This is a genomic window from Cyanobium sp. ATX-6F1, assembly GCF_047395825.1.
In the GTDB taxonomy this organism is placed as follows: domain Bacteria; phylum Cyanobacteriota; class Cyanobacteriia; order PCC-6307; family Cyanobiaceae; genus ATX-6F1.
Genome location: NZ_JBCEBF010000003.1, coordinates 101,210 through 124,773 on the forward strand (window position 1 = coordinate 101,210; position 23,564 = coordinate 124,773).

The window sequence follows — 23,564 nt, forward strand, 5'->3', positions numbered from 1 at the left end:
ACCCCATCCTGGGGCCTGACAGTGAGAAGATCGGGGCACGTCGAGCCCCCGGGCCGCCGCCCCGCACCGCCACCCGATGCATCAGTTCCTTCCCTTCTGCCTGGTTCGGCGGTCAGATCGTTCCCTTTCCGGAAGCGACCCTGTCGGTGGCCACCCATGCCCTGCACTACGGCACCGGGGCCTTCGGGGGCATGCGTGCCCTGCCCAATCCGGCCGATGCGAACGAGATCCTGCTGTTCCGCGCCGACCGCCACGCCAGGCGCCTGAGCCAGAGCGCCCGGCTGCTGCTCACCGAGCTCAGTGAGCAACGCATTCATGAGTCGATCCGCCTGTTTCTTCAGGCCAACCGCCCCACCACACCGGTGTACCTGCGGCCCTTCGTCTACACCAGCGATCTGGGCATCGCCCCCCGCCTCCACGACATCCAGACCGATTTCCTGATCTATGGGATTGAACTGGGGGATTACCTCTCCCCCGACGGGGTGAGCTGTCGCATCAGCAGCTGGACCCGTCAGGAGGACCGCTCTCTGCCCCTGCGGGGCAAGATCAGTGGTGCCTACATCACCAGTTCCCTGGCCAAGACCGAAGCCTTCAAGAGTGGTTTCGACGAAGCGCTGCTGCTCAACAGCCGCGGCAAGGTGAGCGAGGCCAGCGGCATGAACCTGTTCATGGTGCGCGACGGGGTGCTGATCACACCGGGCGTTGATCAGGACATCCTCGAGGGCATCACCCGCGCCAGCGTGTTGGAGTTGGCGAGGGATCTGGGCATTCCCACCCTGGAGCGGGCCGTCGACAAGACCGAGCTGTTCGTGGCCGACGAGGTGTTCCTCACCGGCACGGCCGCCCGCGTCACCCCCGTGCGCCGCATCGAAAGCACCGATCTGGCCACCGATCGGCCGGTGATGGAGCGCCTGCGAGATCGTCTCACCGCGATCACGGAGGGTCGCGATTCCGCCTATGACCACTGGGTCACCCGTGTGCGCCTGAGCGATTGATGGTTGAAGCGAGCGTGGGTGTGGCCCCCGCCACGGGGCGGATGGGCTTCCTGGAGCGGCTGCACAGCCCCGAGCACCCGGTGCTGGTGTTCGATGGCGCCACGGGCACCTCGCTCCAGCAGATGAATCTCAGCGCCGAGGATTTCGGTGGTCCGGCCCTGGAGGGTTGCAACGAGAACCTGGTTTTCACCCGTCCGGATGTGGTCCAGGCGGTGCACCGCCAGTTCCTGGAGGTGGGATGCGATGTGATCGAGACCGACACCTTCGGCGCCGCCTCGATCGTGCTGGCGGAGTACGACCTGCAGGATCAGGCCTTCGCCATGAACAAACGGGCGGCCGAACTGGCCCGGGAGGTGGCGGCGGAGTACAGCACCCCCGATCAGCCGCGTTTCGTGGCCGGTTCCATGGGCCCCACCACCAAGTTGCCCACCCTGGGCCACATCGACTTCGACACGATGAAGGCGTCCTACCGGGAGCAGGCCGAAGGGCTGATCGCCGGTGATGTCGATCTGTTCATCGTCGAGACCTGCCAGGACGTGCTCCAGATCAAGGCGGCCCTGCAGGGGATCGAGGAGGCCTTCACGTCCACCGGTGTCCGTCGGCCGCTGATGGTCTCGGTGACGATGGAGACAACGGGCACCATGCTCGTTGGCTCCGACATCGCCGCCGTGGTGGCGATTCTCGAGCCGTTCCCGATCGATGTGCTCGGTCTCAACTGCGCTACGGGCCCAGAGCAGATGAAGGAGCACGTGCGCTACCTGAGCGAGCACTGTCCGTTTGTGATCAGCTGCATTCCCAACGCCGGTCTGCCGGAGAACGTGGGTGGCGTGGCCCATTACCGCCTCACCCCCTGGAGTTGCGCCTGCAGCTGCTGCATTTCGTCGAGGATCTGGGGGTGCAGGTGATCGGTGGCTGCTGCGGCACCACCCCGGCCCACATCGGGGCCCTCTCGGAGTTGGCGAAGGGCTTGAAACCCCATCCCCGGCGCGTGCGTACCCCTGACCAGCAGCAGCAGCGGCCTCCCCTGGCCTATGAACCGGCCGTGGCTTCGATCTACGGCGTCACCCCTTATCTACAGGACAACTCCTTTTTGATCATCGGTGAGCGGCTGAATGCGAGCGGCTCCAAGAAGGTGCGCGAGCTGCTCAACGCCGAAGACTGGGATGGCCTGGTGGCGGTGGCCCGGGGCCAGGTGAAGGAGAACGCCCATGTGCTCGATGTGAATGTCGACTACGTGGGTCGTGATGGCGAGCGTGACATGCACGAGTTGGTGAGCCGCCTGGTCACCAATGTGAACCTGCCACTGATGCTCGATTCAACTGAGTGGCAGAAGATGGAGGTCGGTCTGAAGGTGGCCGGTGGGAAATGTCTGCTCAATTCCACCAACTACGAAGACGGCGACGAGCGCTACTTCAAGGTTCTCGAACTGGCCAAGGCCTACGGCGCCGGGGTGGTGGTGGGCACCATCGATGAGGAAGGGATGGCACGCACGGCGGAGCGCAAGTTCGCCATCGCCCAGCGGGCCTACAGGGATGCCCTGGAATATGGCATTCCCGCCCACGAACTCTTCTATGACCCCCTGGCCCTACCCATTTCGACGGGCATCGAGGAAGACCGCAAGAACGCCTCGGCCACGATCGAGGCCATCCGACTGATCCGTGAGCGCTTGCCTGGTGTTCATGTGGTGCTGGGGGTGAGCAATGTGAGTTTCGGGCTTTCGCCGGCCGCCCGAATCGTGCTTAATTCGGTGTTCCTCAGCGATTGTTGTGCCGCCGGGATGGATGCGGCGATCATCAGCCCGGCGAAGATCCTGCCCCTGGCCAAGATCAGCCCCGAGCACCAGCAGGTCTGCCGCGATCTGATCAACGACGCCCGCCGTTTCGAGGGGGTGTGTGCGTCTATGACCCGCTCACCGAGCTGACGAAGCTGTTCGAAGGTGTCAGTGCCCGGGAGGCCCGCGCCTCAGGACCCAGCCTGGCTGATCTGCCGGTGGAGGAGCGCCTCAAGCAACACATCATCGATGGGGAGCGCATCGGCCTGGAGGTTGCCCTCCAGGAGGGGTTGCTGAGCTACGAACCGCTTCACATCATCAACACCTTTCTGCTGGATGGCATGAAGGTGGTCGGGGAACTGTTCGGCTCCGGTCAGATGCAGCTGCCCTTCGTGCTCCAGAGCGCCGAGACGATGAAGTCGGCGGTGGCCTTCCTCGAGCCGCTGATGGATCGCATCGAGGGAGCGGATGGCTCCAGCCAACGCCGGGCCAAGGCCAAATTCCTGATCGCCACGGTCAAGGGTGATGTCCATGACATCGGCAAGAACCTGGTGGACATCATCCTCACCAACAACGGCTATGAAGTGATCAATCTTGGCATCAAACAGCCGGTGGAAGTGATCATCGAAGCCCAGAAGACTCATCAGGCTGATTGCATTGCCATGAGTGGCCTGTTGGTCAAATCCACAGCCTTCATGAAGGACAATCTGAAGGCGTTCAATGAGGCCGGCATCGATGTGCCGGTGATCCTGGGGGTGCCGCCCTCACACCCAAATTCGTCAACAAGGATTGCCGTTCGGTGTACCACGGCCAGGTGATCTACGGCCGAGACGCGTTCGCCGACCTGCGCTTCATGGAGGCCTACGTTGAGGCCCGCGAGGCCGGCCAGTGGGAGGCGAAGAGCGGATTTCTGGCTGGGGCCCCCACCGGTCTGGGGCTCGAGGCCGCCGCCAGCGACGAGTCCGATGCCAACGGGGATGGCGGCGATGCCTCCAGCTCATCCACGGCCGCGCTCAGTGACCCTGACGAAGCGTTCGAGGCCCACCCGTTGCCGACGCAGGATCGATCCGCGGTGGTCCCCGAAGAGCCGGCCCTGACACCCCCGTTCTGGGGCAGCCAGGTGCTTCAGGAGCAGGAGATTCCCCTGGAGGAGGTCTTTGCCTACCTCGATCGCCAAGCCCTGTTCGCCGGCCAGTGGCAGCTGCGCAAGGCCAAGGACCAGAGCCGTGAGGACTACGAGGCCCTGCTGGCGGAGAAGGCTGAGCCGGTGCTGGCGGAATGGACCCAGCGCTGCCTGGAGGAGGAACTGCTGACCCCGCGGGTGGCCTACGGCTATTTCCCCGCTGGCCGCGCCGGCAACGCCCTGCGGGTGTTCGATCCCGCTGACCCCACCCAGGCCCTTGGCCACTTCGATCTACCCCGGCAGCGGGGCGGCAACCGTTACTGCATCGCTGATTTTTACCGGGATCTGGTGGATGGCCAGCCCGTCGACGTGCTGCCGATGCAGGCGGTCACCATGGGCGAAAAGGCCACGGCCCTCGCCCGCGACCTGTTCGCGGCCGATCGCTACAGCGATTACCTCTACTTCCATGGCCTGGGGGTGCAGCTGGCGGAAGCCCTGGCCGAGTGGACCCACGCCCGCATCCGCCGGGAGCTCGGCTTCGGGGCCGAAGAGCCCGTGGCCCTGCGGGATGTGCTGGCCCAGCGCTACCGCGGCAGCCGCTATTCCTTCGGCTATCCCGCCTGCCCCAACGTGGCTGATTCGCGCCAGCAGCTGGCTTGGCTGGGGGCTGAGCGTGTCGGCCTGCGGATGGACGAGAGCGATCAGCTGGAGCCCGAGCAGAGCACCACGGCCTTGGTGGCGCTCCACAGCCGTGCCCGTTACTTCAGCGTCTGAGCGCCTGAGCGGCTCAGCTTCGGGCGTGGGCCAGGCCTCCATGCTTCCTGAGAGCCCAGAGCGCTCGGATGGCAGGCTTGTTCGGTGTTTGTCTGAACCCTCCCATGGCCATCGCAGGACCCGCCGGAGTTGATGAGGCGATTGCCTCCGGCCTTGATCTCGATGGCACGCCCTTGCCTGCCGCGATGCTGGAGCTCTACAACGAGGTGATGGCGCTGGAGGCCCAGCGGGCCCGCAGCGGTGTGCGCAAGTCGATGCGCAACCGGATCGTGCGTACCGGTGCCAAACACCTCGATCAGGCCAGCCTGGACGCAAGGCTGCTGGCAGCGGGCTGGGAGGGCCTGAAAGCCAAGGAGATCGCCTTCTTCTACGGCTGAGGCCGTCACAGCGTCTCTGAGGGGGGGGCTGGCCTAGCTGCAGAGATCTTCGAGGGTGTCGATCACCCCCTGCTGGAAGTCCTCCAGATCGCTCGAATCGCTCAGGTCGAGGCCCTCTCCGGCGGCATTCTGGGTGAGTTCCTGGAAATGGAACGCCCCCTCCCCAGTGGCCAGGAACTCAATCGCGGAGCTTTCACCGCTCTCCTTGAAGGCATCGCAAAGTGCCAAAAAGGCCGCGTCTTCCGTGAAGTCCCAGCTCATGAAGGGGCAACTGCTGAATGACCTCTAACGCCTGCCCCCCCGAATCCGTCAACCTCTTGGCACGAATTTGTGCCAGTCCTTCGCCAGACTCCTGCCGGCCTCGCCGTCGCACCCCCCGATCCATGGGCTCTTCCACTCCCCAAACCCAGGCCCTGAACGTGCTCGGCCAGCCCCTGGAGCTCTGCAGTTGTGAGCCTCTGACCGGGTGGACCCGGGACGGCAGTTGCAGCACCGGTCCGGGGGACCACGGCCTGCATACGGTCTGCTGTGTGATCACCGAATCGTTCCTGAGCTACAGCAAGGCCCAGGGCAACGATCTCTCCACCCCGATGCCCGCCTACCGCTTTCCGGGGCTCCAGCCTGGAGATCATTGGTGTGTCTGCGCCGCCCGCTGGCTGGAAGCCCATGAAGACGGCATGGCTCCACCGGTGCTGCTCAAGGCCAGCGAGGCCTCGACCCTGGGTCTGATTCCCCTGAAGCTGCTGGAGGAGAATGCCGCCGACGTGTGAGCGGCACCGACCGCGGCCATGAGTATGCGCGTCTTGGTGCTGGGCAAGGGGGCTTGGGGACGAACCTTGGTGACGCTGCTGGAGCGCCAGGGCCATCGGGTGCAGGCCTGGTCACGCAGCGGTGGTGGGGATCCAGGCCTGCTGTTGGCCCAGCAGGAGCTGGTGCTGGCGGCGGTGGCGATGGCGGGGGTGGGCGATCTGGCCCTGCGGCTGGCCCCCCAATGGCCCCAGGGACTGCCTCTGTTGAGCTGCAGCAAAGGATTGGACCCGGAGCGCCTCAGCACCCCTTCCCAGCTCTGGGAGGACGCGATTGCCGGACTGCCGCTGGTGGTGCTCAGCGGTCCGAATCTGGCCACTGAGCTGGATCAAGGCTTGCCCGCCGCCAGCGTGCTGGCCTCCCGCCATCGGGACCTTGCCACGGCCCTGCAACGGCAATTGAGCGGCGATGGCCTGCGGCTCTACACCAACAACGATCCTCTTGGGACGGAGGTGGCGGGTGCGCTCAAGAACGTGATGGCGGTCGCTGCCGGGGTCTGTGATGGCCTGGGGCTCGGGGCCAATGCCAAGGCCTCCCTGCTGACCCGGGGGCTGGCGGAGATGGGGGTGGTGATCGAAGGCCTGGGGGGACAGATCAGCACCCTCTACGGCCTGGCGGGCCTGGGTGATCTGCTCGCGACGGCCAACAGTCCGCTCAGTCGCAACTACCGCTACGGAGCGCTGCGGGCGGATGGGCTTGCCCACCAGCAGGCCCTGGCCAAGGTGGGAGCCACGGTGGAAGGCGCCGCCACGGCGCTGGCGGTGACCCGCCTGGCCGACCAGCGGCTCTGGCACCTTCCGATTTGTGAGCAGGTGGCGGACCTGGTCCAGGAGCGGGCCAGACCCGAGGAGAGTGTGCGGTCACTGATGGATCGCGCCCTCAAAGGTGAATGAACCCTGATCGGCCAAGGGCCCCGTTTTCCGGCATGATCCGCCTGTTACCAAAGGAACCGTTGGTCTTGCTCAGGAGCCGTCGTCACTGGCTTGCCCTCGGGCGTCGATGGCGCTCCGGTTTTTCGCGCCAGGCGCGGCTGAAAACCATTCTGCTGACGGCACCGGTTGGATTCGGGGCCCTGGGGATCGGCTTCATGGCCCAGGGGCTGGTGCCCAGCACCCCCATGGTCGATGCTCCGTTGATCGACGCCATGCTTCAGGCACCGCCGCCGTCGCCGCCCCGCGCTTCCCCTTCCACTCCCGTCGCCGGGGGCGACCAGCCTGATCCCCTGCGCGGGGTGCAGTCACGCAAAGCCACCGCTGCCGCCGGCGGTTCAGGCCAGCTCAGCCTGGCGGAACCCGAGGCCGGCTCACCACTCGATCTGGAGATCCGGGTGGCGCTGTTGAATCAGCCCGCCAGTTTGCAGCTTGGGGCCCAGGGCCCTTGGCTGCTGCGCGACCGCTCTGGCCAGGTGCTACGTCAGGGAGGGGCCGGCAGTGGCCTGGAGGTGTCTGGGTGGTCTGATCTGCCTGCTGAACTCTGGTTCGAGACCCCTGGCGGCGAACCGGTGAGCGTGCAGGGTCGCCTCTACGACGGTCGCCTGCGCGTGGTTCGTCAAGGTGGGAGCTACACCGTGGTCAATCACCTGTCGCTGGAGCGCTACATCGCCTCGGTGGTGGGCTCGGAAATGCCCAGCTCCTGGAACATCGAGGCGCTTCGGGCCCAGGCGGTCGCCGCCCGTTCCTATGCCCTGGCGCACATGGCCCGCCCCGCCAGTGCCCATTGGCACCTGGGCAACACCACCCGCTGGCAGGCCTACCGCGGTCTGGAATCGGTCAATCAACGCACCCTGCGGGCCGCCGCCAGCACCGCCGGCGTGATCCTGAGTTATCAGGGCGGCATCGTGGAAAGCCTCTATGCGGCCAACCAGCAGATCGTTCTGGAGGCCCACGGGCATCTGGGGGCCAGCATGAGCCAGGAGGGGGCCCAGCAACTCGCCTCCCAGGGCCTTCGCTACAACGCCATCCTCGGCCGTTACTACCAGGGGGCCTCCCTGGCCCGGCTCAGGGCGGGTGCGGGCTGAACGGTTCTGGCGGGCGGCGCTGGAGGTCAGCCGCACGGCCGCCAGCAGCGGTGCCCTGATCCCCCTGAGCACCGAACGGTTGGAGCTTCCCAACTGTGCCCCGTTCATCCTCAGGCGCCTGCAGGGGCGCCACCGCGCCATCTGCGTGAACCGGGGCCCCGTCCCAATCCCTTCCTCCCCTGGGATCGGCCCCTGGAAGTGGGCCCCCTGGGGCCCGACCACCTGCTGCTGCTCAATAAATATCCTGTCCAGGATGGCCACCTTCTGCTGATCACCCAGCGCTGGCTACCCCAGAGCGGCTGGCTGAGCGTCAGTGACTGGCAGGCGGTGGCTGAGGTGGGGGCCGACACGGGCGGCCTGTGGTTCTTCAACAACTCCCCGACCGCCGGCGCCAGTCAGCCCCATCGCCATCTGCAGTTGCTGCCCCGGGCCAGCGGCGAGCCCAGCTGCCCGCTGGCCGCCGATCTGCTCGCCCAGCTCGACGGGCGAGCCGCGCTCTGGCCATGGGCGTACCGGTTGGATCGGCGCGGCCCCGGCGATGGCAACGATCTGGCGGATCTGTACGCGCACCATTGCGCCAGTCTTGGTCTCGGCCGTCCTGCCCGTGATCCCCAGCCCCTGCACCCCTACAACCTGCTGTTTGACGATGACTGGTTCCTGACGATCCGGCGCAGCCGGGAGCATGGGGCCGGCTTCAGTGTCAATGCTCTGGGATTCGCCGGGTACCTGCTGCTGACCGGTCACTCCGATCTCGACTGGCTGCAGCGCCACGGCCCCCTGCGCCTGCTGCAGGAGGTGGCGGCCCCAGCGGCTGGATGAAGATTCCGTGATTTCACGGTTGTCGGATCAGGGGGAGCCGGGCCTCTGTTGAAAGAAGGGCGCCATCACCAGCCCTGCCTTCGACCAAAGCGACTCGCTCTATGACTTCGATCCGACCCCTTCCCCCTCACGTTCCCCTGGCAGCGTTCGATCGCTGCCCAAGGCGGTGCGAGAGCGCAACCGCCGCGTGGAGCAGTACCGCGCCGTCGTTCGCCCGATTGCCTTTCACTACGCCGGGATCTGCCGTGAGCAGGCGGAGGATCTGCAACAGGTGGGGCTGCTGGGGCTGATCCGGGCGGCGGAGCTGTACCAGAACGCCCGGGAGATCCCCTTCGAGGCCTTTGCCCGCCACCACATCCGTGGAGCGATCCTTCATTACCTCCGTGATTGCGCCCCCACCGTGCGCTTGCCCCGCCGTCAGCAGGAACTGGCGGACAGGGTGCGGGCCACCAGCCGGCAGCTGAGCCAGGATCTGGGCCGGGCTCCCGCTGATCGCGAGCTGCGCGCTGCCCTTGGCCTCAGCCCTCTGCAATGGCAGCGCTTCGAGCAGGCCAGTCGCTTCAGGCGGATCGAGGCGCTTGAGCACGATCCGGCCATTGCGGTCGAGCCGGAGGCTCCCATCGAGCTGGAGCCGCCGATCGCGGCGTTGGCGGCGATGGCGCAGCTGGAATCCCGCCAGGGTCAGGTGGTGAAGAGGGTGGTGCTCGGTGGCGCCAGCCTGCGTCAGGTGGCCCGGGAGCTCGAGGTGAGCCCGATGACCGCCCACCGCTTGCTGCGCAGGGGTCTCAGACAGGATGCGGCAGCTGTTGGGGGCGGAAGCTGCCCCCATCAATCACGGGCGATTTGTTGCTCCAGCGTGCTGATGGCCGCCTGGAGCGCCGCCAGCTGCCGCTCCACCCCATCCCGCCAGAAGCTCAGGGCCTGGAGCTTGCGCTGCAGATGGCGCCGCCGCGCCTCCCGTGCCTCTTCTGGGGTGGAATGACAAGGGAAAGGGGGGAACATGGGAAAATGATGCAACTCAGAACGCTTCTAACGGTTTTCCAACCGAGGATGCGTTCCGATTCCATCGCTGGTGAGATCGGCCCGAGCCGGCCCCAACAGCCATTCCTCCCCTGCCGAGTGACGCCATGGTCAGGGCGATGACTGCGGGCCTCACCAGTAGTTTTTCTTAGATCAGACAAGTTTTGAGAATTGTTGGTCCCACGGGTCTCAGGCGCTGCTTTTTCGTGGTCTTCATCGGCGGGGCCCTTCTGCACGCGCCCATGGCCTGGGCCTATGTGCCCCTGATGGCCGGGCAGTCGGCTCGGCCCTTGCAGGGCAACTTCAACAACGTGCCGGTGTTGCACTCCAATCAGCCCGAGGAGGTCCTCGGAGCTGGAATCCTGGTCAACACGGCCCCAGGCTCGGCGCTGACCGCTGAAACCGGTCAGCCCCTCGCCAATGCCGCCTTCACCTTCAACGGTGATTTCGGGTTGCATGTGCACCACAAATACACCCCCCAGGAGGGAGCCCAGGCCAGTGCCGGGCGTTACCGCGCCGAGCTCACCCTGGCCACGATTCTGATCAACTCCGGCTACGCGCCGGTACGCATCCGCTTTGATCGTGGCGCCGTCAGCAACAGCTTTGAGGCTCCCTACCGCCCCAGCTACCTGATGGGGGTCAAGCCCCTGGGTCCCCGTCCCTGGAACACCGGGCCAGGAGATGCCACGGCGGTGATGATGTTGCGCGGAAAGCTCGACGCCCGTGTTCCGACCGAAGTGGTGGTGCCTGCACGCAGCCGCATGGTGCTGTTCCGCACCCAGTTGCCCGCCCAGGGCATCGCCAACGGTCTGCTCAAGGGCCGCAGCGATGGCCCCTTCCAGATGGCCGTGGTCGCCGCGGAGAATCCCCAGAACGACTACGACATCGTGGCCGTGTTGGACCAGGGGGTGCTGGCACCCGGGCGGATCTACCTGAACCGGCTGGCCGACATCGAAAGCGGGCGGGTCTTCTCCCGGGTTGCCGGCGTGGCCTACGGCGATGCCTACCAGGCTTCGCTGAATTACGACCTGCGCCAGGCCCCCTGCATGTGCCCTTGACCAGCACCAACCGTCACAACTTCGGCACTGGCGAAGTTCAGGTGAATCCCTTGGCCAGCCGCATGCTGGATTCCTCCCTCGACAACGTCGGCACCTACGGGGTGCGCTACGACGTCCAGCTGAATCTGGTGGGCAATGGCCCCTACGTGCTGGCCTTGAGCCATCCAACCCCTAATGGCCGGAACTTCACGGCCTTTCGAGGCTCGATCGGCATCGAGACCGCAGAGGGCTACCGGGAGGTCCACGTGGGCATGCGTTCCGGCGAAAGCCTTGCCCTGACGACCTTGAACCTGCGACCCGGTGTCATCAACACGGTCAAGGTCAGCCTTGTTTATCCCGCCGACTGCACACCAGGACACCTGCTCAGCGTGGTGCCCGAACTGCAGTTGGCCCAATTGTTCGAGCGGGAGCGCCAGGTGCAACTCGCCCGGGCGGCAGCGGCCCGCCCGGCGGCAGCGGCGCCTGCACCGCCGGAGGTGGCGGCCAATGGCAACCCCGCAGCCAAGACCACCCCCGGCGCCAAGCCCCGAACCCCATCGGCGTCGGCCAATCGACGGCGCACCAACCCGGCGGCCCCATGGAGCAGGCCTGTAGCGCCTCCGCCCTTGATCAACAATTCCCTGATCGGCAACCCCTCCGCCGGTGTGAACCAAATGCCTCCGGCGTTCATTCCACCGGCCCGCATGAGTCAGACCCTGATTGAGCGCTACCAGCAGGCGGTGGACGCCCAACAGCGGATCATCAGGAATCTGATGGGGCGCTGAGCCACCGCCGACCCGCACCCTGTGGCCGACCCCACTGATCAGGACAGACGACGCATTTCGGTCGATCTTCCAATCGAGATGCTTGCCAAACTCGATGCACTCAAAAAGGAGTGGGGTCTGCGCAAGCGCGGTGACCTGTTCGAGCGACTGCTGGAAATGGTGCTTCCAGGCCAGGAAGACCAGGACGTCCTCGAGGAAGATGCGAGCCGCGATGCGCCCTTCCATGAGCGTGGTGCCCTGGTGCTGGTCAGCCGAGAGGCTCAATCTGAGCTGGCGTTGGATTTTGATCCAGAGGACATTGCTGACGGGGAGGCCGATGGATGGGCACAGTCAACCGCCAGCAGAGCGCCGCGATCAGGGTCCGGAGGGATCGATCTGCCTGGTTTTGTGCGCCGTCAGACGAACCAGGTCAGGCGCAGTCTCAACCCTCGGCCGGCGATCAGCAACGGCCAGGAGCCCCTGGCCCTCGTCCAGCCCGGGGAGCTGGAGCGGGCCCTGCGCACAGCCGAGGATCACTGGATCGACGTGTATGGCAAGCCCGCCAACCCTGCGGTGCTGGAGGCTTCCATGGTCTGGCTGGCCCAGGACATCTGGCGTCAATCGGACCAGAGCGAAGGTCGGCCGTTCAGTTGGAGCCTGACCGAGCAGATCATCCAGGGGATTGCTCCCGCCTGGGCCCCCCAGGAGCCATCGTTCGCACGGGTGGTGGTGGCGGCCGGTCTGTTGGAGGATCCCTTCAGTGCCAACACGTTGACCCTGCGCATCCCCACATTGATTCGACGCTTCGTCCACCGCTTCCGACGGCGCCCCAGGGGCACATCGTTCCAGGCCCTGGAAAACACCATGACCCTGCATGGAGCGCTGAAGCTGTTGCAATTGCCGACCACGGCGGGGCACCGGCTCACCCTGGCCGCCATCCGAGAGGCCTACCGGCTGCAGGCCGCGAGCCACCATCCCGATGCCGGTGGCTCGGTGGAGGCGATGCGGCGCTTGAACGAGGCCTATCAGTTGCTGAAGGAGTTGTACCGCCAACCGGCCTGATCACACTGGTCTCGCCTGAGACATAAGATCAGCCAGGGGCCTGGTCCCAAGGGTGCGCCTCAAGCACGATCCATGAACTCAGGAAGGATCCACTGTGTTGCGAATGGGTCTAGTGTCTTGACTCATCATGCGTCTCAAATAGATAAACTGAGAAATGAGTGAGTACCGCCTTGGACTCTCTCGGCCGGGCGAATGGCCAGGGAGTGAGACTCGTCTATTTTGACGCGACTAAGAATTGAGTCTAGACCTGCTAAGCGTCGTAGTTGGGATCATTGGGAATGGTGCGACCATGTTCCCGTCGAGCGTTGGCGGCGAGGTCCCGGCGCATCGATCATGGTCTTTATCAGTTTGTCTTAGGTCGATGATCAACATCAGCCATCAACTCCGAGGAGTTGCGGTAGGCGTTGTTCAACACACTGAATGATTCTTTTCGGCAATCTGCATTCATTCCACAGATCAATGATAAAAACCGCTCAAGGAAGCAGGCTCTGATGAGCGAAAGCAACTGTTGTGCTCGTGAACAGTCTTCAAGCGGAAATGACTGCGATTCCGCATTGCCTGAAGCTGAACAGTTAGCTGTCAAGAATTGTTTTTGACGTGATTCTGGCCGTCGCCATGCTTGCGGCCCTGTGCTGGGAGTGGCGCGGTTTGCGTGACCCTGTGTGCCGATCCCATCAAGTTCTCCTTGCGATGGGACGACGATGTTGATCTCTCATGGGCCAGGCCTCCATGGACCCCATCGGGCCAGGGTGCTCAGCTCGACGGGCTTGATCCTTAGAGCGGAAGGCCGTGACCAATTCCTGATCGGGGCCTCCTTGAACGGTGCAGGAGCTGTCCAGTCCATGGGGTCGCGGTTGTCCAAGGCTTAATGGATGCCCAAGAAGCATTGCCACAGCTGTGTTTTTGAGCTTGCGTACCTGTGTCAAACACAGGTACGCAAGAGTGGGATCCTCCAAAGGGGGCAATCGGTCGACGTCGCGCTCAGCTCGAGACTTCCCATGGCTACAGCGCCCATGGGCCACAGGAAAGTATCGCAAGTCGCACTTGCGAGGCATTCCTAGATTAGTAAATGGACTAGTATGAGAGCACTGAGACAAATCGATTGGTCCATGGTCTCAGGATCGATGGAGAGCCAGGGAACTCCTTGGTTCGCGTCTGCATGGCAGGCGCCCATCGATGTTCGTTTCCACCGCAGTTGTGAACCATCTGACGACAGATTCCTTCGCGGTGTTGGGTGACCCATCGGCCGACGTTCAAGGGTGCTGTGCTGCGAAATGCGCTCACATCACCAGGTCAGGCCTGGGTGAAACGCGCACTGGCGACGATGGCGGGACCTTCATAATGCGTGATCCATAAGTCTTGGATTTGACTTAATTCAAGACTTATTATGGATCCCGTATGGGATGCTCTGGATCGACCGGTATCGAGCCCTTGGCCTTTCCCCGGACCCCGCCCTTGTCCCTGCCCGGTGGCCCATCGCTCCAGGGGCGAAGACCCTGACCGGATGAACGCCTTCATGTGAGCCACCAATTACGTTGATGTCTGTCTTTGGGGCAGGGTTCTGCTGGCGCCACCGCGGAGGGCCCTGGGCCAAGTGGTGCCGTCGATCTCATTTGGTACTTGCTTCGCGCCTTGTGGCCTGAATCAAGTGAGACCAATGCGACAATCCGTTCGTCGGATGGGGAAGGTCATCCCGCCGCTGCCAAGCGACATTGATCCAACCGTCTCATCTGGGTTGAATGCAAGGACTTGATCTGGGAATCAAGTGATCCACTTGTGACGGTTGTCGCCGAACAGGCGATCGATCGCGTCATCAGCGTTTTGGCTCTGATTTCAGCCCAGGCGGCATGGCCATGGTGGTGGTGCCGCCTGGGCGACTCATGTATTCCCTTAGGGCCGCCAAGATTGATTCTGCCTAATTCTGTTCCTGCAATTCTCGCCTGAGACTACTACCTGGTCTTGCAGCGATCCTTGAATGAGACGATTGAAGCGGCCTTGTCAACGTTGCCCGTGCGCATGGTCGCTTCCCATCGCCACAGCCATCGTTCGACTGGTTTGTGGATGGGTTCGTGACCCTGGGCTCAGTTGGGGGTCTGGAGGCTCTTGATCAGGAAGTCAAAGTAGGGGCCTGCCAGCTCGGCTTCGTCCGTGGAGAGCAGAACGAGGGAAGCCTCCTTGAGGGCGCGCATCGATTCGACCATGCCCGGAAGGGGCACACCCAGGCTGTTGTACATCTCGCGGGCCCCTTCGACGCCGATCTTCTGGATCAGCTCCGTGCTGCCGGCCAGAACCCCGTAGGTCACCAAGCGGAGGTACCAGCTGAAGTCGCGCAGGCACTGGGCCCGTTGTTTCTGTCCGTAGGCATTGCCGCCGGGGGCCACATAGTCGGGCTTACGGGTAAAGAGCTGTCGGGCGGCTTCGTCGACGATCTTCTTTTCGTTGTCCGTGAGCGAGCGCACAACCTGCAAGCGCGTTGATCCGCCCGAGAGAAAGTCAACGATCGAGCGCAGCTCACCGCCACTGGGGTACCGCAACTCGTCGTCTGCTTGGAGGATCAGATCCCGAACGACGCTCATCTACGGCACCATGAACTTTGGAACTTTATCCAGTGTGCCCCTCGCCTGAAACGGTTTTCCGATGAGGTGTAACGCCCCTTCGCATCCAATCGCTCCCTGGGTCCGCCTGCGTCACCGATAGGGTCGAGGTCCGAGAGCGCGGCTCAGACCCTTCATGGATTCTCCAGCCCCCAGCCCCGGAACGCGCCTCATTGTGAGGATCACTGGTCTCAACCATCAGGGTCAGGGCGTCGGCCGCAGCGCTGATCAGGTGGTGTTCGTCGATGGGGCCCTCCCCGGTGAAACCGTGGACGTGATCGTGCGCCACCGTGCCAAGCGCCATCTGCTGGCGGAGCACCGCTCCACGTTGCTGCTCAGCCCCGATCGGCGGCGGCCCCCTGCATCCTGGCCGACCGCTGCGGCGGATGCTCGGTGCAGCATCTCGAGGATGGCGCCCAGGCTCGCTGGAAAGAAGACATGGTGCAGCAGGCGCTGCGACGGATCGGCGGCTTCGAACTGAACGTTGCGCCGATCCTGTCGTCTGAGGCGTTCCTTGGTTACCGCAACCGTGCCGTGATCCCCCTCGAGCGCACAGAAGATGGCACGTTGCGGGCTGGCTTCTACCGCAGTGGCAGTCACCGCATCGTGAACATGAACCGTTGTCCGGTGCTGGATCCTCGGCTGGATCGCTTGATCGCCCCGATCAAGCTCGACCTGGAGCAGAGCGACTGGCCCGTGGATGCGGATCTCAGCGCTGAGGGGGCCTGCGGCACCTGGCCCTGCGCCTTGGCCACCACACCGGTGAGCTGCTGATCACCTTGATCAGCAGCCACCGCCACCTGCCCGATCTGCCTGTCCTCGCGGCGGCCTGGATGGAGCGCTGGCCGGAGTTGGTGGGGGTGTGCCTGAACCTTCAGCCCACAGCGTCCAACACCCTCTTCGGGGCCGAAACCGAAACCGTGGCGGGTCGCCCTTGGTTGCTGGAGCGTTTTGCAGGCCAGGACCTGCGCATCGCTGCCGACACTTTTTTCAGGTGAACACGGCCCAGGCAGAGCGTCTGGTGCCGTCGCTGATCGAGGCACTGGCCGTGCGGGCTGGGACTCGCCTGGTGGATGCCTACTGCGGGATCGGTACCTTCAGCCTGCCTCTGGCGGCGGCGGGAGCCTCGGTCCTGGGGCTGGAGCAGCACCCAGGATCGGTGGAACAGGCTCGTGCCAATGCCGAGCGCAATGGTCTGGAGCGTTGCCAATTTGAGGCCACCGACGTGGAGACCTCCCTGGCCGAGGCCCTCGATGGGGCCGACGCCCTGCTGCTGGATCCGCCGCGCAAGGGACTTTCCCTGGCGTCTGCGCGACCATCGCCGCCTCAGCGCCGGAGCGGGTGGCCTACCTGAGCTGCAACCCCGCCACCCTGGCCCGTGACCTGGCGATGCTCTGCGCCGAGGGGCGCCTAACGCTCACCAGCGTGCAACCGGTGGATTTCTTCCCCCAGACCAGTCACGTGGAAAGCCTCGCCATCCTTCAGCGCAACTGAGCGTCGAACTGCGTTTCCAGGGCTTCGCGGATGCGGCCATGGACCGCCTCGACCTCCGCATCGGTGAGGGTGCGGCTCGCATCGCGGTAGCGAAGCCGGAAGGCCTGGCTGCAGCGACCGGCGGCCAGTTGCTCACCCTCGTAGCGATCCACCAGCTCCACATGCTCCAGCAGGGGTTTGCCGGCCTTTCGGATCGCCTGAATCAGACGAGAAGCGATCAACTCGCGCGGCACCACCAGGGCCAGATCGCGCTCCGCGGCGGGAACGGTGGCGTAGGGGCTGTAACTGGGTGTCCAGCGGTTCCGGCGGGTGGCGGCCGTCAGCAGGGGAGTCAGATCCAGCTGGAAGAGATGGGTGGCTTCGGGAACGTCCAGGGCTTCGGCCTGGGCGGGATGGAGCTGGCCGAACCAGCCGGCCCCGCGCCCCTCGATCACCAGCTCGGCAGCTCGGCCCGGATGGAGCCGGGGGTGATTGGCAAGAGGGCGATCCTCGCTCTCGACCCCCAGGCTGGCCAGGGCCCGCTCCAGGGCACCACGTGCTTCGAAGTAACTGGGGCTGATGGCCTTGCCGCCGCTTGACCAGAGCTCGGCGCTGCGTCGGCCGGTGATCACGCCTGCCAGCTGCAGCCTCTGGAGCTCCCCTTGGGGGGTGCTCCCAGCGAGCTGGCTGAACACATGGCCGATTTCGAAAGCCCAGAAACCGGGTGCTCCCGTCTGGAGATTGCGGCGGGCGCCCTGGAGCAATTCATCGACCAGGTTGTCGCGCAGGTGGCCGTAGTCGGCCAGCAACGGGTTGGCCAGGGGAATGCGCCCGGGGCCCGCCTCCACCAGCGATAGGGAGCAGGTTTCCTGCAGACCGGCCTGGCAGAGGGCCCGCCGGAGACGACGTTCCACCTCCTGCTCGGGGCGCAGGCCACCGGGGCTGAGCGGATCGGGCAGGTGGGCGGCAAAGCGGTCGTAGCCGACCAACCGCGCCACCTCCTCGATCAGATCCACCTCGCGAACCAGATCCAGGGCCCGCGACGGAGGCACGTTGACACTCCAGCCTCCGTTGATCGGCTCCAGAACGCAGCCGAGGGACTGAAGCGTTTGCTCGATGGCACCATCGGGCAGGTCATCGCTGACGCCGTCATCCACCACCGGGCCCAGCAGCTGGTGCAGGGCATCACGGCGCAGGCACAGCGGTTCCCGCGGCCGCTCCGGCAACTGGTGCAGCCAGCGGCCCACAGGTTCGGCACCGGCCAGTTCGACCAACCACTGCACGGCCCGGTTCGCAGCCAGGAGGGTCACCTCCCTGGGCAGGCCTTTTTCAAAGCGGGCGCAGGCCTCGGATCGCAGGCCTGCGCTTCGGGCGCTGCGGCGCACCTGCTGGGGCGCGAACACCGCCGCCTCCAGCCAGAGGTTGGTGGTGCCGTCATGCACGGAGCTGGACGCTCCCCCGATCACTCCGGCCAGGGCGATCGGCTGGTTCGCATAGGTGACCACCAGGGCTTCTTCATCCAGGCTCAGCTGACTGCCATCGAGGGCCTCGAAACCTTCACCCTTCTCCCCCTGGCGCAAACCGAGAGCCTCCAACCGCAAGGTGTCACCGCCCAAGTCCGCCAGGCGGTCGCTGTCATAGGCGTGGAGGGGCTGGCCCGTTTCGAGCATCACCAGGTTGGTGATGTCCACCACGTTGTTGATCGGGCGTAAACCTGCCCGCTCCAGGCGTTGTTGCAACCATCGCGGTGATGGCCCGACACGCACTCCCTTCAGGGCCGAGACGCTGAACAGTCCCCCCAGCTCGATCGCCCGTTGGACCGCAGGGCTCACGGGCAGGGGTTCGCCGGCCAAGGTTGGTGCCGCCGGGGCCAGGGTCAGGGGGAAGCGGTGAGGGCGGCCACCTCCCGGGCGATCCCGAGCATCGAGAGGCCATCGGGTCGGTTGGCCGTGATCGCCAGCTCCAGCACCTGATCGTCGAGGCCAAGGCTGGGACCCACTGGTGAGCCCAAAGCAGGAACCTCTTCCAGCAGTTCATCGAGTACGGCAATGCCATCGGAGCCATCGACCAGCCCCAGTTCCCGCAGGGAGCAGATCATGCCGCTGCTGGCCACTCCGCGCAGCTCGGCGGGTTTGATGGTGAGCTCCACCGCCGGCAGATGGGCGCCCACCAGGGCGACAGGGACGTGGAGGCCCGCCCGCACGTTGGCAGCCCCACAGACGATCTGCAGGGGCTGCTCGGACCCGACGTTGACGCTGCAGACACTGAGTTTGTCGGCGTTGGGGTGGGGATCCCGCCGTTCGACGAGGCCCACCACCACCCCGGCGGCTTGGGCGGCCAGATCCTCGATCGCTTCGACCTCGAAGCCCGCCAACGAGAGCCGCTCGGCCAGCTCGTCCACCGGGGTGTCGCAGGCCACAAGCTCCCTGAGCCACCGGAGCGAGACCCGCATCGAACCCTGATCGCAGAAGGGGTGATCCTAAGGAACGGACCTTGGGCGCTCGGGTGGGTTGGTATGGTGGTCCACTGTCAACATCGCTACGCATCAGCGGCGCAACGTCCTTCCTATGGCCAAGAACAAGGGCGTCCGGATCGTGATCACTCTCGAGTGCACCGAATGCCGGTCCAACCCCGCCAAACGGTCCCCCGGGGTGTCCCGTTACACCACCGAGAAGAACCGCAGGAACACCACCGAACGGATCGAACTCAAGAAGTTCTGCCCTCACTGCAACAAGCCCACGATCCACAAAGAGATCAAGTGAGGCCCAGCTCCTTGTTCCGTTCCCCGTTCCGCTCTCTTCTCCCATGACCAGCTCCTTCTTCAAGAAGCGCCTTTCGCCGATCAAGCCCGGCGATCCGATCGACTACAAGGATGTCGATCTGCTCAAGAAGTTCATCACCGAACGCGGCAAGATCCTCCCCCGCCGGCTCACTGGCCTCACCGCCCAGCAGCAGCGCGACCTCACCAACGCGGTCAAGCGCGCCCGCATCGTGGCCCTGCTGCCCTTTGTGAACCCCGAGGGTTGAGCCCACGCCGGCAGGGTGAACCTGCCCAGCACCCTTCCCCCTGAACCCGCGTGCAAACCGGTGATCTGGTGGGGCTGAGCGACCGACACGGTCCCAGGCTCGCCCTGATCAGTTCCCTACACGGCAGCCGCGCCGAGGTGCTGGTGGGTCCTGAGGGCAAGGTTCAGCAGCTCCCCCTCAGGCAGCTGGATCTGATTCAGGCTTTGCCCCAGGGCCTTGAACCCGTCCGCCGCCTGGGCTCAGCCCCCTGGGAGATCAGCGAAGCGGCGTTGTTGACGGCCCAACCCCTCGCCCGAGACTGGGGGGCAGCCTGGCTTCTGCTGGCCTCCGATGGCTCCACCCTGCCCTTCGCCGAATTCGTGGCTCTGGTGGCGGGTCACAGCAGCCCCGTGGCCAGCGCCGCCTGCTGGCTGGAGTTGCAACGCCCGGGCCAGGATCTGTTCCGATGGCGTCAGGGGGACGTCCAAGCGCGACCGCTCGCGGACCTTCGCGCCCTGCGCCATGGCCGGCGTCGCCAGCAGCTGCTCGCCCAGCGCCAAGAGCTTTGGCATCAGAGCCTGCGCCGCCGCAGGCCGATCGATCCGGCGCAGTTGCTGCCGGCCCAACGCCAGGAACTGGAGCAGTTGCTGGCCTGGGGCTCCGGTGAGCAGGATCAACCCCTGGGCGCTGAGCTGCTCAAAGCTCTCCAGCAGGCCAAGGTGGCCCCGGAACCGGGAGCCCTGCGCCATCTGCTGGTGGACCTGGGCCAGTGGCAACCCCATAGCCTGCCCTCCCTGCGCCGGAGCGTCTGGTCGGATGGCTTTTCGCCTGAGTTGATCGCCCAGGCCCGGGAGCTGGCCCAACGCAGCGTCGAGCCCCAGCCCGGTGACAGTCAGCGGCTGGATCTCACGGGCCTGCGCACCTTCACCATCGACGATCCGCTCACCAGAGAGATCGATGACGGTCTCGCCCTCGAGCGCTTGGCGAATGGCCGCGGGCGCCTGTGGGTGCACATCGCCGATCCGTCGCGGCTTGTGACGGCCGGCAGTCCGCTCGATCTGGAAGCCCGGCGCCGGGCCACGAGCCTCTACCTGGCGGAGGGCAGTGTGCCGATGTTTCCGCTGGAGCTGGCGGCGGGCCCGTTCAGCCTGCGCCAGGGGAGCGCTGCGCCGCCTGGAGCTACGGCATCGACCTCGATGACGACGGCAGCGTCGCGGGCTATGAGCTCCGCCGCAGCTGGGTGCGGCCCACCTACCGGCTGAGCTACGAAGACGGGGATGAGCTGATCGATCTCGCGCCCCCGGAGGATCCCGATCTGGCCGAGATTCACACCCTGCTGGAGAACCGTCGCCGCTGGCGCCTGCGCCAGGGGGCCCTGCTGCTGGACCAGAGCGAAGGGCGCATCTGCCGGGAGGGTGAGGAAGCGGTGCTGGAGGTGGTGGAGCCCTCGCCGGCGCGGCTGTTGGTGGCTGAGGCGATGATCCTGGCCGGCGCGGTGGTGGCCGACTACGGCTCCCGTGAAGGCCTCGCCCTGCCCTACCGCAGCCAACCGGTCAGCCCGCTTCCATCGGCTGCCGAACTGGAGCACCTGGAATCAGCTCCGGTGCGCCATGCGCTGCTGCGTCGGGGGCTCTCCCGTGGCCTCACCGGCACCCAGCCAGCTCCCCATTTCAGTCTGGGGTTGCCGGCCTACGTCCAGGCCACCTCTCCGATCCGCCGCTATGGCGACCTGATCGTCCAACGCCAACTTCAAGCTCAGCAGGCGGGGAGGCGAGCCTCGATCAAGCGACCCTTGGGTCGTTGCTCGATCAACTCGATCCAGTCCTGCGCCAGACGGTCCAGATTGCCCGCGACGACCAGCGCCACTGGCAGCAGGTGTGGTTCGAGCGCCATCCCGGCCGCTCCTGGTCTGCCCTTTTTCTGCGCTGGCTGCGCCAGCAGGACTGCCTCGCCCTGGTGCATCTCGACGAACTTGCCATGGATCTGGCGGCGACGGTGCCGGAGGGTTGCGAGCCCGGTGATTCGCTTGAGGTGCGCGTGGGTGAGGTGGATTCCCTGGCAGATCGGCTGCGCCTCCAGGCCGTTCGCTCAGGCGGCCAGGGCTGAGGCCCGCAACCAGGGGCCCCAGGGGTTGGCGGTGGCGATCAGCGCCACTTGGCTGGGGCGTTCCAGCTGCTGCAGCCAGTGGTGGAGGTCCGGCTCCAGGGTGATCACGGGCCAGTCGGCCGATGCGGTTTCCAGGCGGTAGCGGCCTTGGCCATCGGGAATCAGGGTGCCTGCCCACAGCGTTTCGCCGCGCTCGGCCGGTGGCCGCTGCATCGGCGTTCCAGGTCCACCGGGCCAGAGCCCGTTGGAACCCAGACGCTCGGGGTGCTCCAGCAGCGCCCGCTGCCGCGCGGCCCAGGCGGGGTGGTGCCAGGGGGTGTCCCAGAGGGGCAAGGGGCCCGCGGGGGCCTGGGCATCGCCAATCAGTTGCTCCTGCAGCTCGCGCACCGGCAGCTCCGCCGGCAGGAGACCCCGCCGCACGCACAGGGCTGCCGCCAGGCCCGCCGCCTGGCCGACATTGAGCACCAGGGGCTGCAGACGGGTGGCTCCATTGGCCATGTGGCTGGTGCCGATCGCCTTGTCGGCGGCCAGCAGGTTCTCCAGCTCGGCGCTGACCAGGGCTCCGTAGGGAATCGTGAAGGGGTGCCGCTCCAGCGCCCGCCCCAGGGGCAGGACTTGGGGGCCAGGGGCCAGTCAGGGCCTGGGTAGTGGTGGTCGTTGACGTAGTTACCGACGGCGATCGATTGCACCCTGCCCTGTTGATCGATGGGCAGAGGAGCGATCGAGGCGCCTGGCCCCAAGGGCAGCAGGTCCTGTTCCCTCACCAACGCACGGGCCACGAGCCGGCGGCCTTCCCGCCAGTAGGGCATCAGGGCCAGGCTCTGGTCACCCAACAGATCGTCTCGATCTCCCGGTGGCTGGTTGTTGGCTGGAAACGCCTGGCCGGGTCGCAACCAGCCCCCGCTGGCTTCCTCGAGGGCGCTCAGGAAACGCAGGCTGTGCGAGCGCATCTCCATGGCCAGGGCGGCCTCCTGGGCCGGATCACCGCTGAAGGCCCGCCCCAGGTCCCCGTGCCAGTCGTTGCCATGGAGGGGCCAGTTCAGCATCACCAGTCCCCCGGGCAGGCGCCCGTAGGTCAAGGTGCGCTCGAGGCCGAAGGCTTCGGTGGCTGGCTCGAACGGAGCCGCCAGGGGGCCGGGGTGGTCTGGGGGATCGCCCGTTCCCAACTGACCCATCACCACCCAGGTGGGCGACTGCACGGGCTGCTGCTGGAAGAAGGGCTCGCTCTCCAGGCGCGCTCGGGCGGGGGCGCTGGGCTCCTGCCACTGCTCCTGGGGTTCCCAGCCCAGGCGGAAGGGGGCCAGGGCCAGGGGCAGCAGATCGCCGCGGTCGCTGCCATCAACCACCAGCTCCAGGCCCACGCGCCGGGGACCATCGGGGGTATCCAGCTCCAGAGCCGTGATCCGCGCTCCCTGGCGTTGCACAGCCCTCAGCCCGCAGCCAGGCCACCAGCGCAGCTGCGGTTCGGCCGCCACCCAGCGCTGGATCACCCTTTCGGCAGTGGCTGGCCTGTAGCCGAAACAACTCACCCAGTTGTGGTCGAGGCCCTCGGGCTCCTCCTGCTGGAGGGCCCGCAGCAGCGCCCCCCACAGACCCGTCTGCCAGGGACTCAGTTCATTGCCGTCGGGGGCACAGACCCCAGCGGCGCTGACCATGCCCCCGAGCCAGGATCCGGGGGTGAGCAGCAAGGTGTCGGCGCCGCTGCGGGCCGCCTGCAGGGCCGCCGCCACCCCACCGCTGCCGCCACCCCAGACCACCACGGCGGCCCGATCTTGCTCAAACCCCATCAACCCACCTCCGGCAAGGTGGTCCGGTGGCC

19 protein-coding genes and 5 pseudogenes are annotated in these 23,564 nt (G+C 65.8%); 20 read left to right on the forward strand and 4 right to left on the reverse strand.

The genetic code is table 11. The annotated features are described in order from the left end of the window. The first annotated feature begins 76 nt into the window (after positions 1-76). From AAF143_RS11930 to AAF143_RS11940, 3 genes and pseudogenes are all read left to right on the forward strand, one after another. A pseudogene (locus AAF143_RS11930) lies at positions 77-995 on the forward strand (branched-chain amino acid transaminase). A 41-nt stretch (positions 996-1,036) separates the two neighbouring features. Further along, positions 1,037-4,663, forward strand: a pseudogene (metH, locus tag AAF143_RS11935) (methionine synthase). Between the two features lie 104 nt (positions 4,664-4,767). Then, positions 4,768-5,040, forward strand: coding sequence for a DUF4090 family protein (locus AAF143_RS11940; protein WP_255007473.1), 273 nt, complete (start codon positions 4,768-4,770; stop codon positions 5,038-5,040). Positions 5,041-5,073: 33 nt separating this feature from the next. Here the strand turns inward: AAF143_RS11940 and AAF143_RS11945 are convergent, their stop codons facing one another. Then, positions 5,074-5,301, reverse strand: coding sequence for a hypothetical protein (locus tag AAF143_RS11945; protein WP_255007474.1), 228 nt, complete (start codon positions 5,299-5,301; stop codon positions 5,074-5,076). A 122-nt stretch (positions 5,302-5,423) separates the two neighbouring features. Here AAF143_RS11945 and AAF143_RS11950 point away from each other — a divergent pair, with 122 nt between their 5' ends. The 8 genes from AAF143_RS11950 (at position 5,424) to AAF143_RS11985 (ending at position 12,566) form a co-directional block, all read left to right on the forward strand. Beyond that, complete coding sequence (locus AAF143_RS11950; protein ID WP_255007476.1) at positions 5,424-5,810, forward strand: DUF2237 family protein; 387 nt, start codon at positions 5,424-5,426, stop codon at positions 5,808-5,810. Positions 5,811-5,834: 24 nt separating this feature from the next. Beyond that, positions 5,835-6,740, forward strand: coding sequence for an NAD(P)H-dependent glycerol-3-phosphate dehydrogenase (locus AAF143_RS11955; protein WP_414027086.1), 906 nt, complete (start codon positions 5,835-5,837; stop codon positions 6,738-6,740). A 59-nt stretch (positions 6,741-6,799) separates the two neighbouring features. Beyond that, a complete protein-coding gene (locus AAF143_RS11960; RefSeq protein WP_255007480.1) occupies positions 6,800-7,864 on the forward strand; it encodes a SpoIID/LytB domain-containing protein in 1,065 nt (354 codons plus the stop codon). A 198-nt stretch (positions 7,865-8,062) separates the two neighbouring features. After that, the gene (locus AAF143_RS11965; RefSeq protein ID WP_414027087.1) at positions 8,063-8,683 is read left to right on the forward strand and encodes an ATP adenylyltransferase; all 621 of its coding nucleotides are present in this window, start codon (positions 8,063-8,065) and stop codon (positions 8,681-8,683) included. Between the two features lie 166 nt (positions 8,684-8,849). Continuing rightward, positions 8,850-9,665 carry a sigma-70 family RNA polymerase sigma factor gene (locus AAF143_RS11970; protein ID WP_414027088.1) on the forward strand — a complete coding sequence of 272 codons (816 nt, stop codon included), beginning with the start codon at positions 8,850-8,852 and terminating at the stop codon, positions 9,663-9,665. A gap of 280 nt (positions 9,666-9,945) precedes the next feature. After that, positions 9,946-10,761, forward strand: coding sequence for a DUF3370 family protein (locus tag AAF143_RS11975; RefSeq protein ID WP_414027089.1), 816 nt, complete (start codon positions 9,946-9,948; stop codon positions 10,759-10,761). Continuing rightward, complete coding sequence (locus AAF143_RS11980; RefSeq protein WP_414027090.1) at positions 10,758-11,525, forward strand: DUF3370 family protein; 768 nt, start codon at positions 10,758-10,760, stop codon at positions 11,523-11,525. The genes AAF143_RS11975 and AAF143_RS11980 overlap by 4 nt, the downstream gene beginning before the upstream one ends. 78 nt (positions 11,526-11,603) lie before the next feature. Further along, the gene (locus AAF143_RS11985) at positions 11,604-12,566 is read left to right on the forward strand and encodes a J domain-containing protein (RefSeq protein WP_255007488.1); all 963 of its coding nucleotides are present in this window, start codon (positions 11,604-11,606) and stop codon (positions 12,564-12,566) included. Between the two features lie 2,081 nt (positions 12,567-14,647). On the opposite strand, the gene AAF143_RS11990 is transcribed toward AAF143_RS11985, so the two are convergent. Then, a complete protein-coding gene (locus AAF143_RS11990) occupies positions 14,648-15,142 on the reverse strand; it encodes an allophycocyanin subunit alpha-B (protein WP_255007491.1) in 495 nt (164 codons plus the stop codon). 193 nt (positions 15,143-15,335) lie between these two features. Here AAF143_RS11990 and AAF143_RS11995 point away from each other — a divergent pair, with 193 nt between their 5' ends. The 5 genes from AAF143_RS11995 to AAF143_RS12015 are packed head-to-tail and all read left to right on the forward strand — an operon-like array spanning position 15,336 to position 16,654. After that, a complete protein-coding gene (locus AAF143_RS11995; protein ID WP_414027091.1) occupies positions 15,336-15,641 on the forward strand; it encodes a TRAM domain-containing protein in 306 nt (101 codons plus the stop codon). Beyond that, a complete protein-coding gene (locus AAF143_RS12000; RefSeq protein ID WP_414027092.1) occupies positions 15,599-15,934 on the forward strand; it encodes a hypothetical protein in 336 nt (111 codons plus the stop codon). Before AAF143_RS11995 ends, AAF143_RS12000 begins: the two co-directional genes overlap by 43 nt. A 5-nt stretch (positions 15,935-15,939) precedes the next feature. Next, the gene (locus AAF143_RS12005; protein ID WP_414027093.1) at positions 15,940-16,158 is read left to right on the forward strand and encodes a hypothetical protein; all 219 of its coding nucleotides are present in this window, start codon (positions 15,940-15,942) and stop codon (positions 16,156-16,158) included. Next, positions 16,155-16,514, forward strand: coding sequence for a methyltransferase domain-containing protein (locus AAF143_RS12010; RefSeq protein WP_414027094.1), 360 nt, complete (start codon positions 16,155-16,157; stop codon positions 16,512-16,514). Before AAF143_RS12005 ends, AAF143_RS12010 begins: the two co-directional genes overlap by 4 nt. After that, on the forward strand, positions 16,502-16,654 hold the full coding sequence (locus AAF143_RS12015) for a hypothetical protein (RefSeq protein WP_414027095.1): 153 nt from the start codon (positions 16,502-16,504) through the stop codon (positions 16,652-16,654). Before AAF143_RS12010 ends, AAF143_RS12015 begins: the two co-directional genes overlap by 13 nt. On the opposite strand, the pseudogene pheT reads toward AAF143_RS12015, so the two are convergent. Continuing rightward, a pseudogene (gene pheT, locus AAF143_RS12020) lies at positions 16,642-19,085 on the reverse strand (phenylalanine--tRNA ligase subunit beta). The gene AAF143_RS12015 and the pseudogene pheT sit on opposite strands and share 13 nt — an antisense overlap. A gap of 115 nt (positions 19,086-19,200) precedes the next feature. Between pheT and rpmG the strand changes: the two are divergent. The 4 genes and pseudogenes from rpmG (at position 19,201) to AAF143_RS12040 (ending at position 21,745) form a co-directional block, all read left to right on the forward strand. After that, the gene (rpmG, locus tag AAF143_RS12025; protein WP_255007498.1) at positions 19,201-19,395 is read left to right on the forward strand and encodes a 50S ribosomal protein L33; all 195 of its coding nucleotides are present in this window, start codon (positions 19,201-19,203) and stop codon (positions 19,393-19,395) included. A 43-nt stretch (positions 19,396-19,438) separates the two neighbouring features. Beyond that, complete coding sequence (gene rpsR / locus AAF143_RS12030) at positions 19,439-19,660, forward strand: 30S ribosomal protein S18 (RefSeq protein ID WP_255007500.1); 222 nt, start codon at positions 19,439-19,441, stop codon at positions 19,658-19,660. 734 nt (positions 19,661-20,394) lie between these two features. Continuing rightward, positions 20,395-21,335: pseudogene (locus tag AAF143_RS12035) on the forward strand (RNB domain-containing ribonuclease); the annotation flags it as partial. Positions 21,336-21,439: 104 nt separating this feature from the next. Continuing rightward, the gene (locus tag AAF143_RS12040) at positions 21,440-21,745 is read left to right on the forward strand and encodes a hypothetical protein (RefSeq protein WP_414027539.1); all 306 of its coding nucleotides are present in this window, start codon (positions 21,440-21,442) and stop codon (positions 21,743-21,745) included. Here AAF143_RS12040 and AAF143_RS12045 read toward each other — a convergent pair. Next, a pseudogene (locus tag AAF143_RS12045) lies at positions 21,728-23,532 on the reverse strand (FAD-dependent oxidoreductase). The gene AAF143_RS12040 and the pseudogene AAF143_RS12045 sit on opposite strands and share 18 nt — an antisense overlap. Between the last annotated feature and the right edge of the window lie 32 nt (positions 23,533-23,564).

Coding starts and splice junctions, on each gene's coding strand:
- AAF143_RS12000 (WP_414027092.1), top strand. CDS start 15,599: ATGGTGCAGCAGGCGCTGCGACGGATCGGCGGCTTCGAACTGAACGTT.
- AAF143_RS11940 (WP_255007473.1), top strand. CDS start 4,768: ATGGCCATCGCAGGACCCGCCGGAGTTGATGAGGCGATTGCCTCCGGC.
- AAF143_RS11990 (WP_255007491.1), bottom strand. CDS start 15,142: ATGAGCGTCGTTCGGGATCTGATCCTCCAAGCAGACGACGAGTTGCGG.
- AAF143_RS11950 (WP_255007476.1), top strand. CDS start 5,424: ATGGGCTCTTCCACTCCCCAAACCCAGGCCCTGAACGTGCTCGGCCAG.
- AAF143_RS11955 (WP_414027086.1), top strand. CDS start 5,835: ATGCGCGTCTTGGTGCTGGGCAAGGGGGCTTGGGGACGAACCTTGGTG.
- AAF143_RS11985 (WP_255007488.1), top strand. CDS start 11,604: ATGCTTGCCAAACTCGATGCACTCAAAAAGGAGTGGGGTCTGCGCAAG.
- AAF143_RS11945 (WP_255007474.1), bottom strand. CDS start 5,301: ATGAGCTGGGACTTCACGGAAGACGCGGCCTTTTTGGCACTTTGCGAT.
- AAF143_RS11975 (WP_414027089.1), top strand. CDS start 9,946: ATGGCCTGGGCCTATGTGCCCCTGATGGCCGGGCAGTCGGCTCGGCCC.
- rpsR (WP_255007500.1), top strand. CDS start 19,439: ATGACCAGCTCCTTCTTCAAGAAGCGCCTTTCGCCGATCAAGCCCGGC.
- rpmG (WP_255007498.1), top strand. CDS start 19,201: ATGGCCAAGAACAAGGGCGTCCGGATCGTGATCACTCTCGAGTGCACC.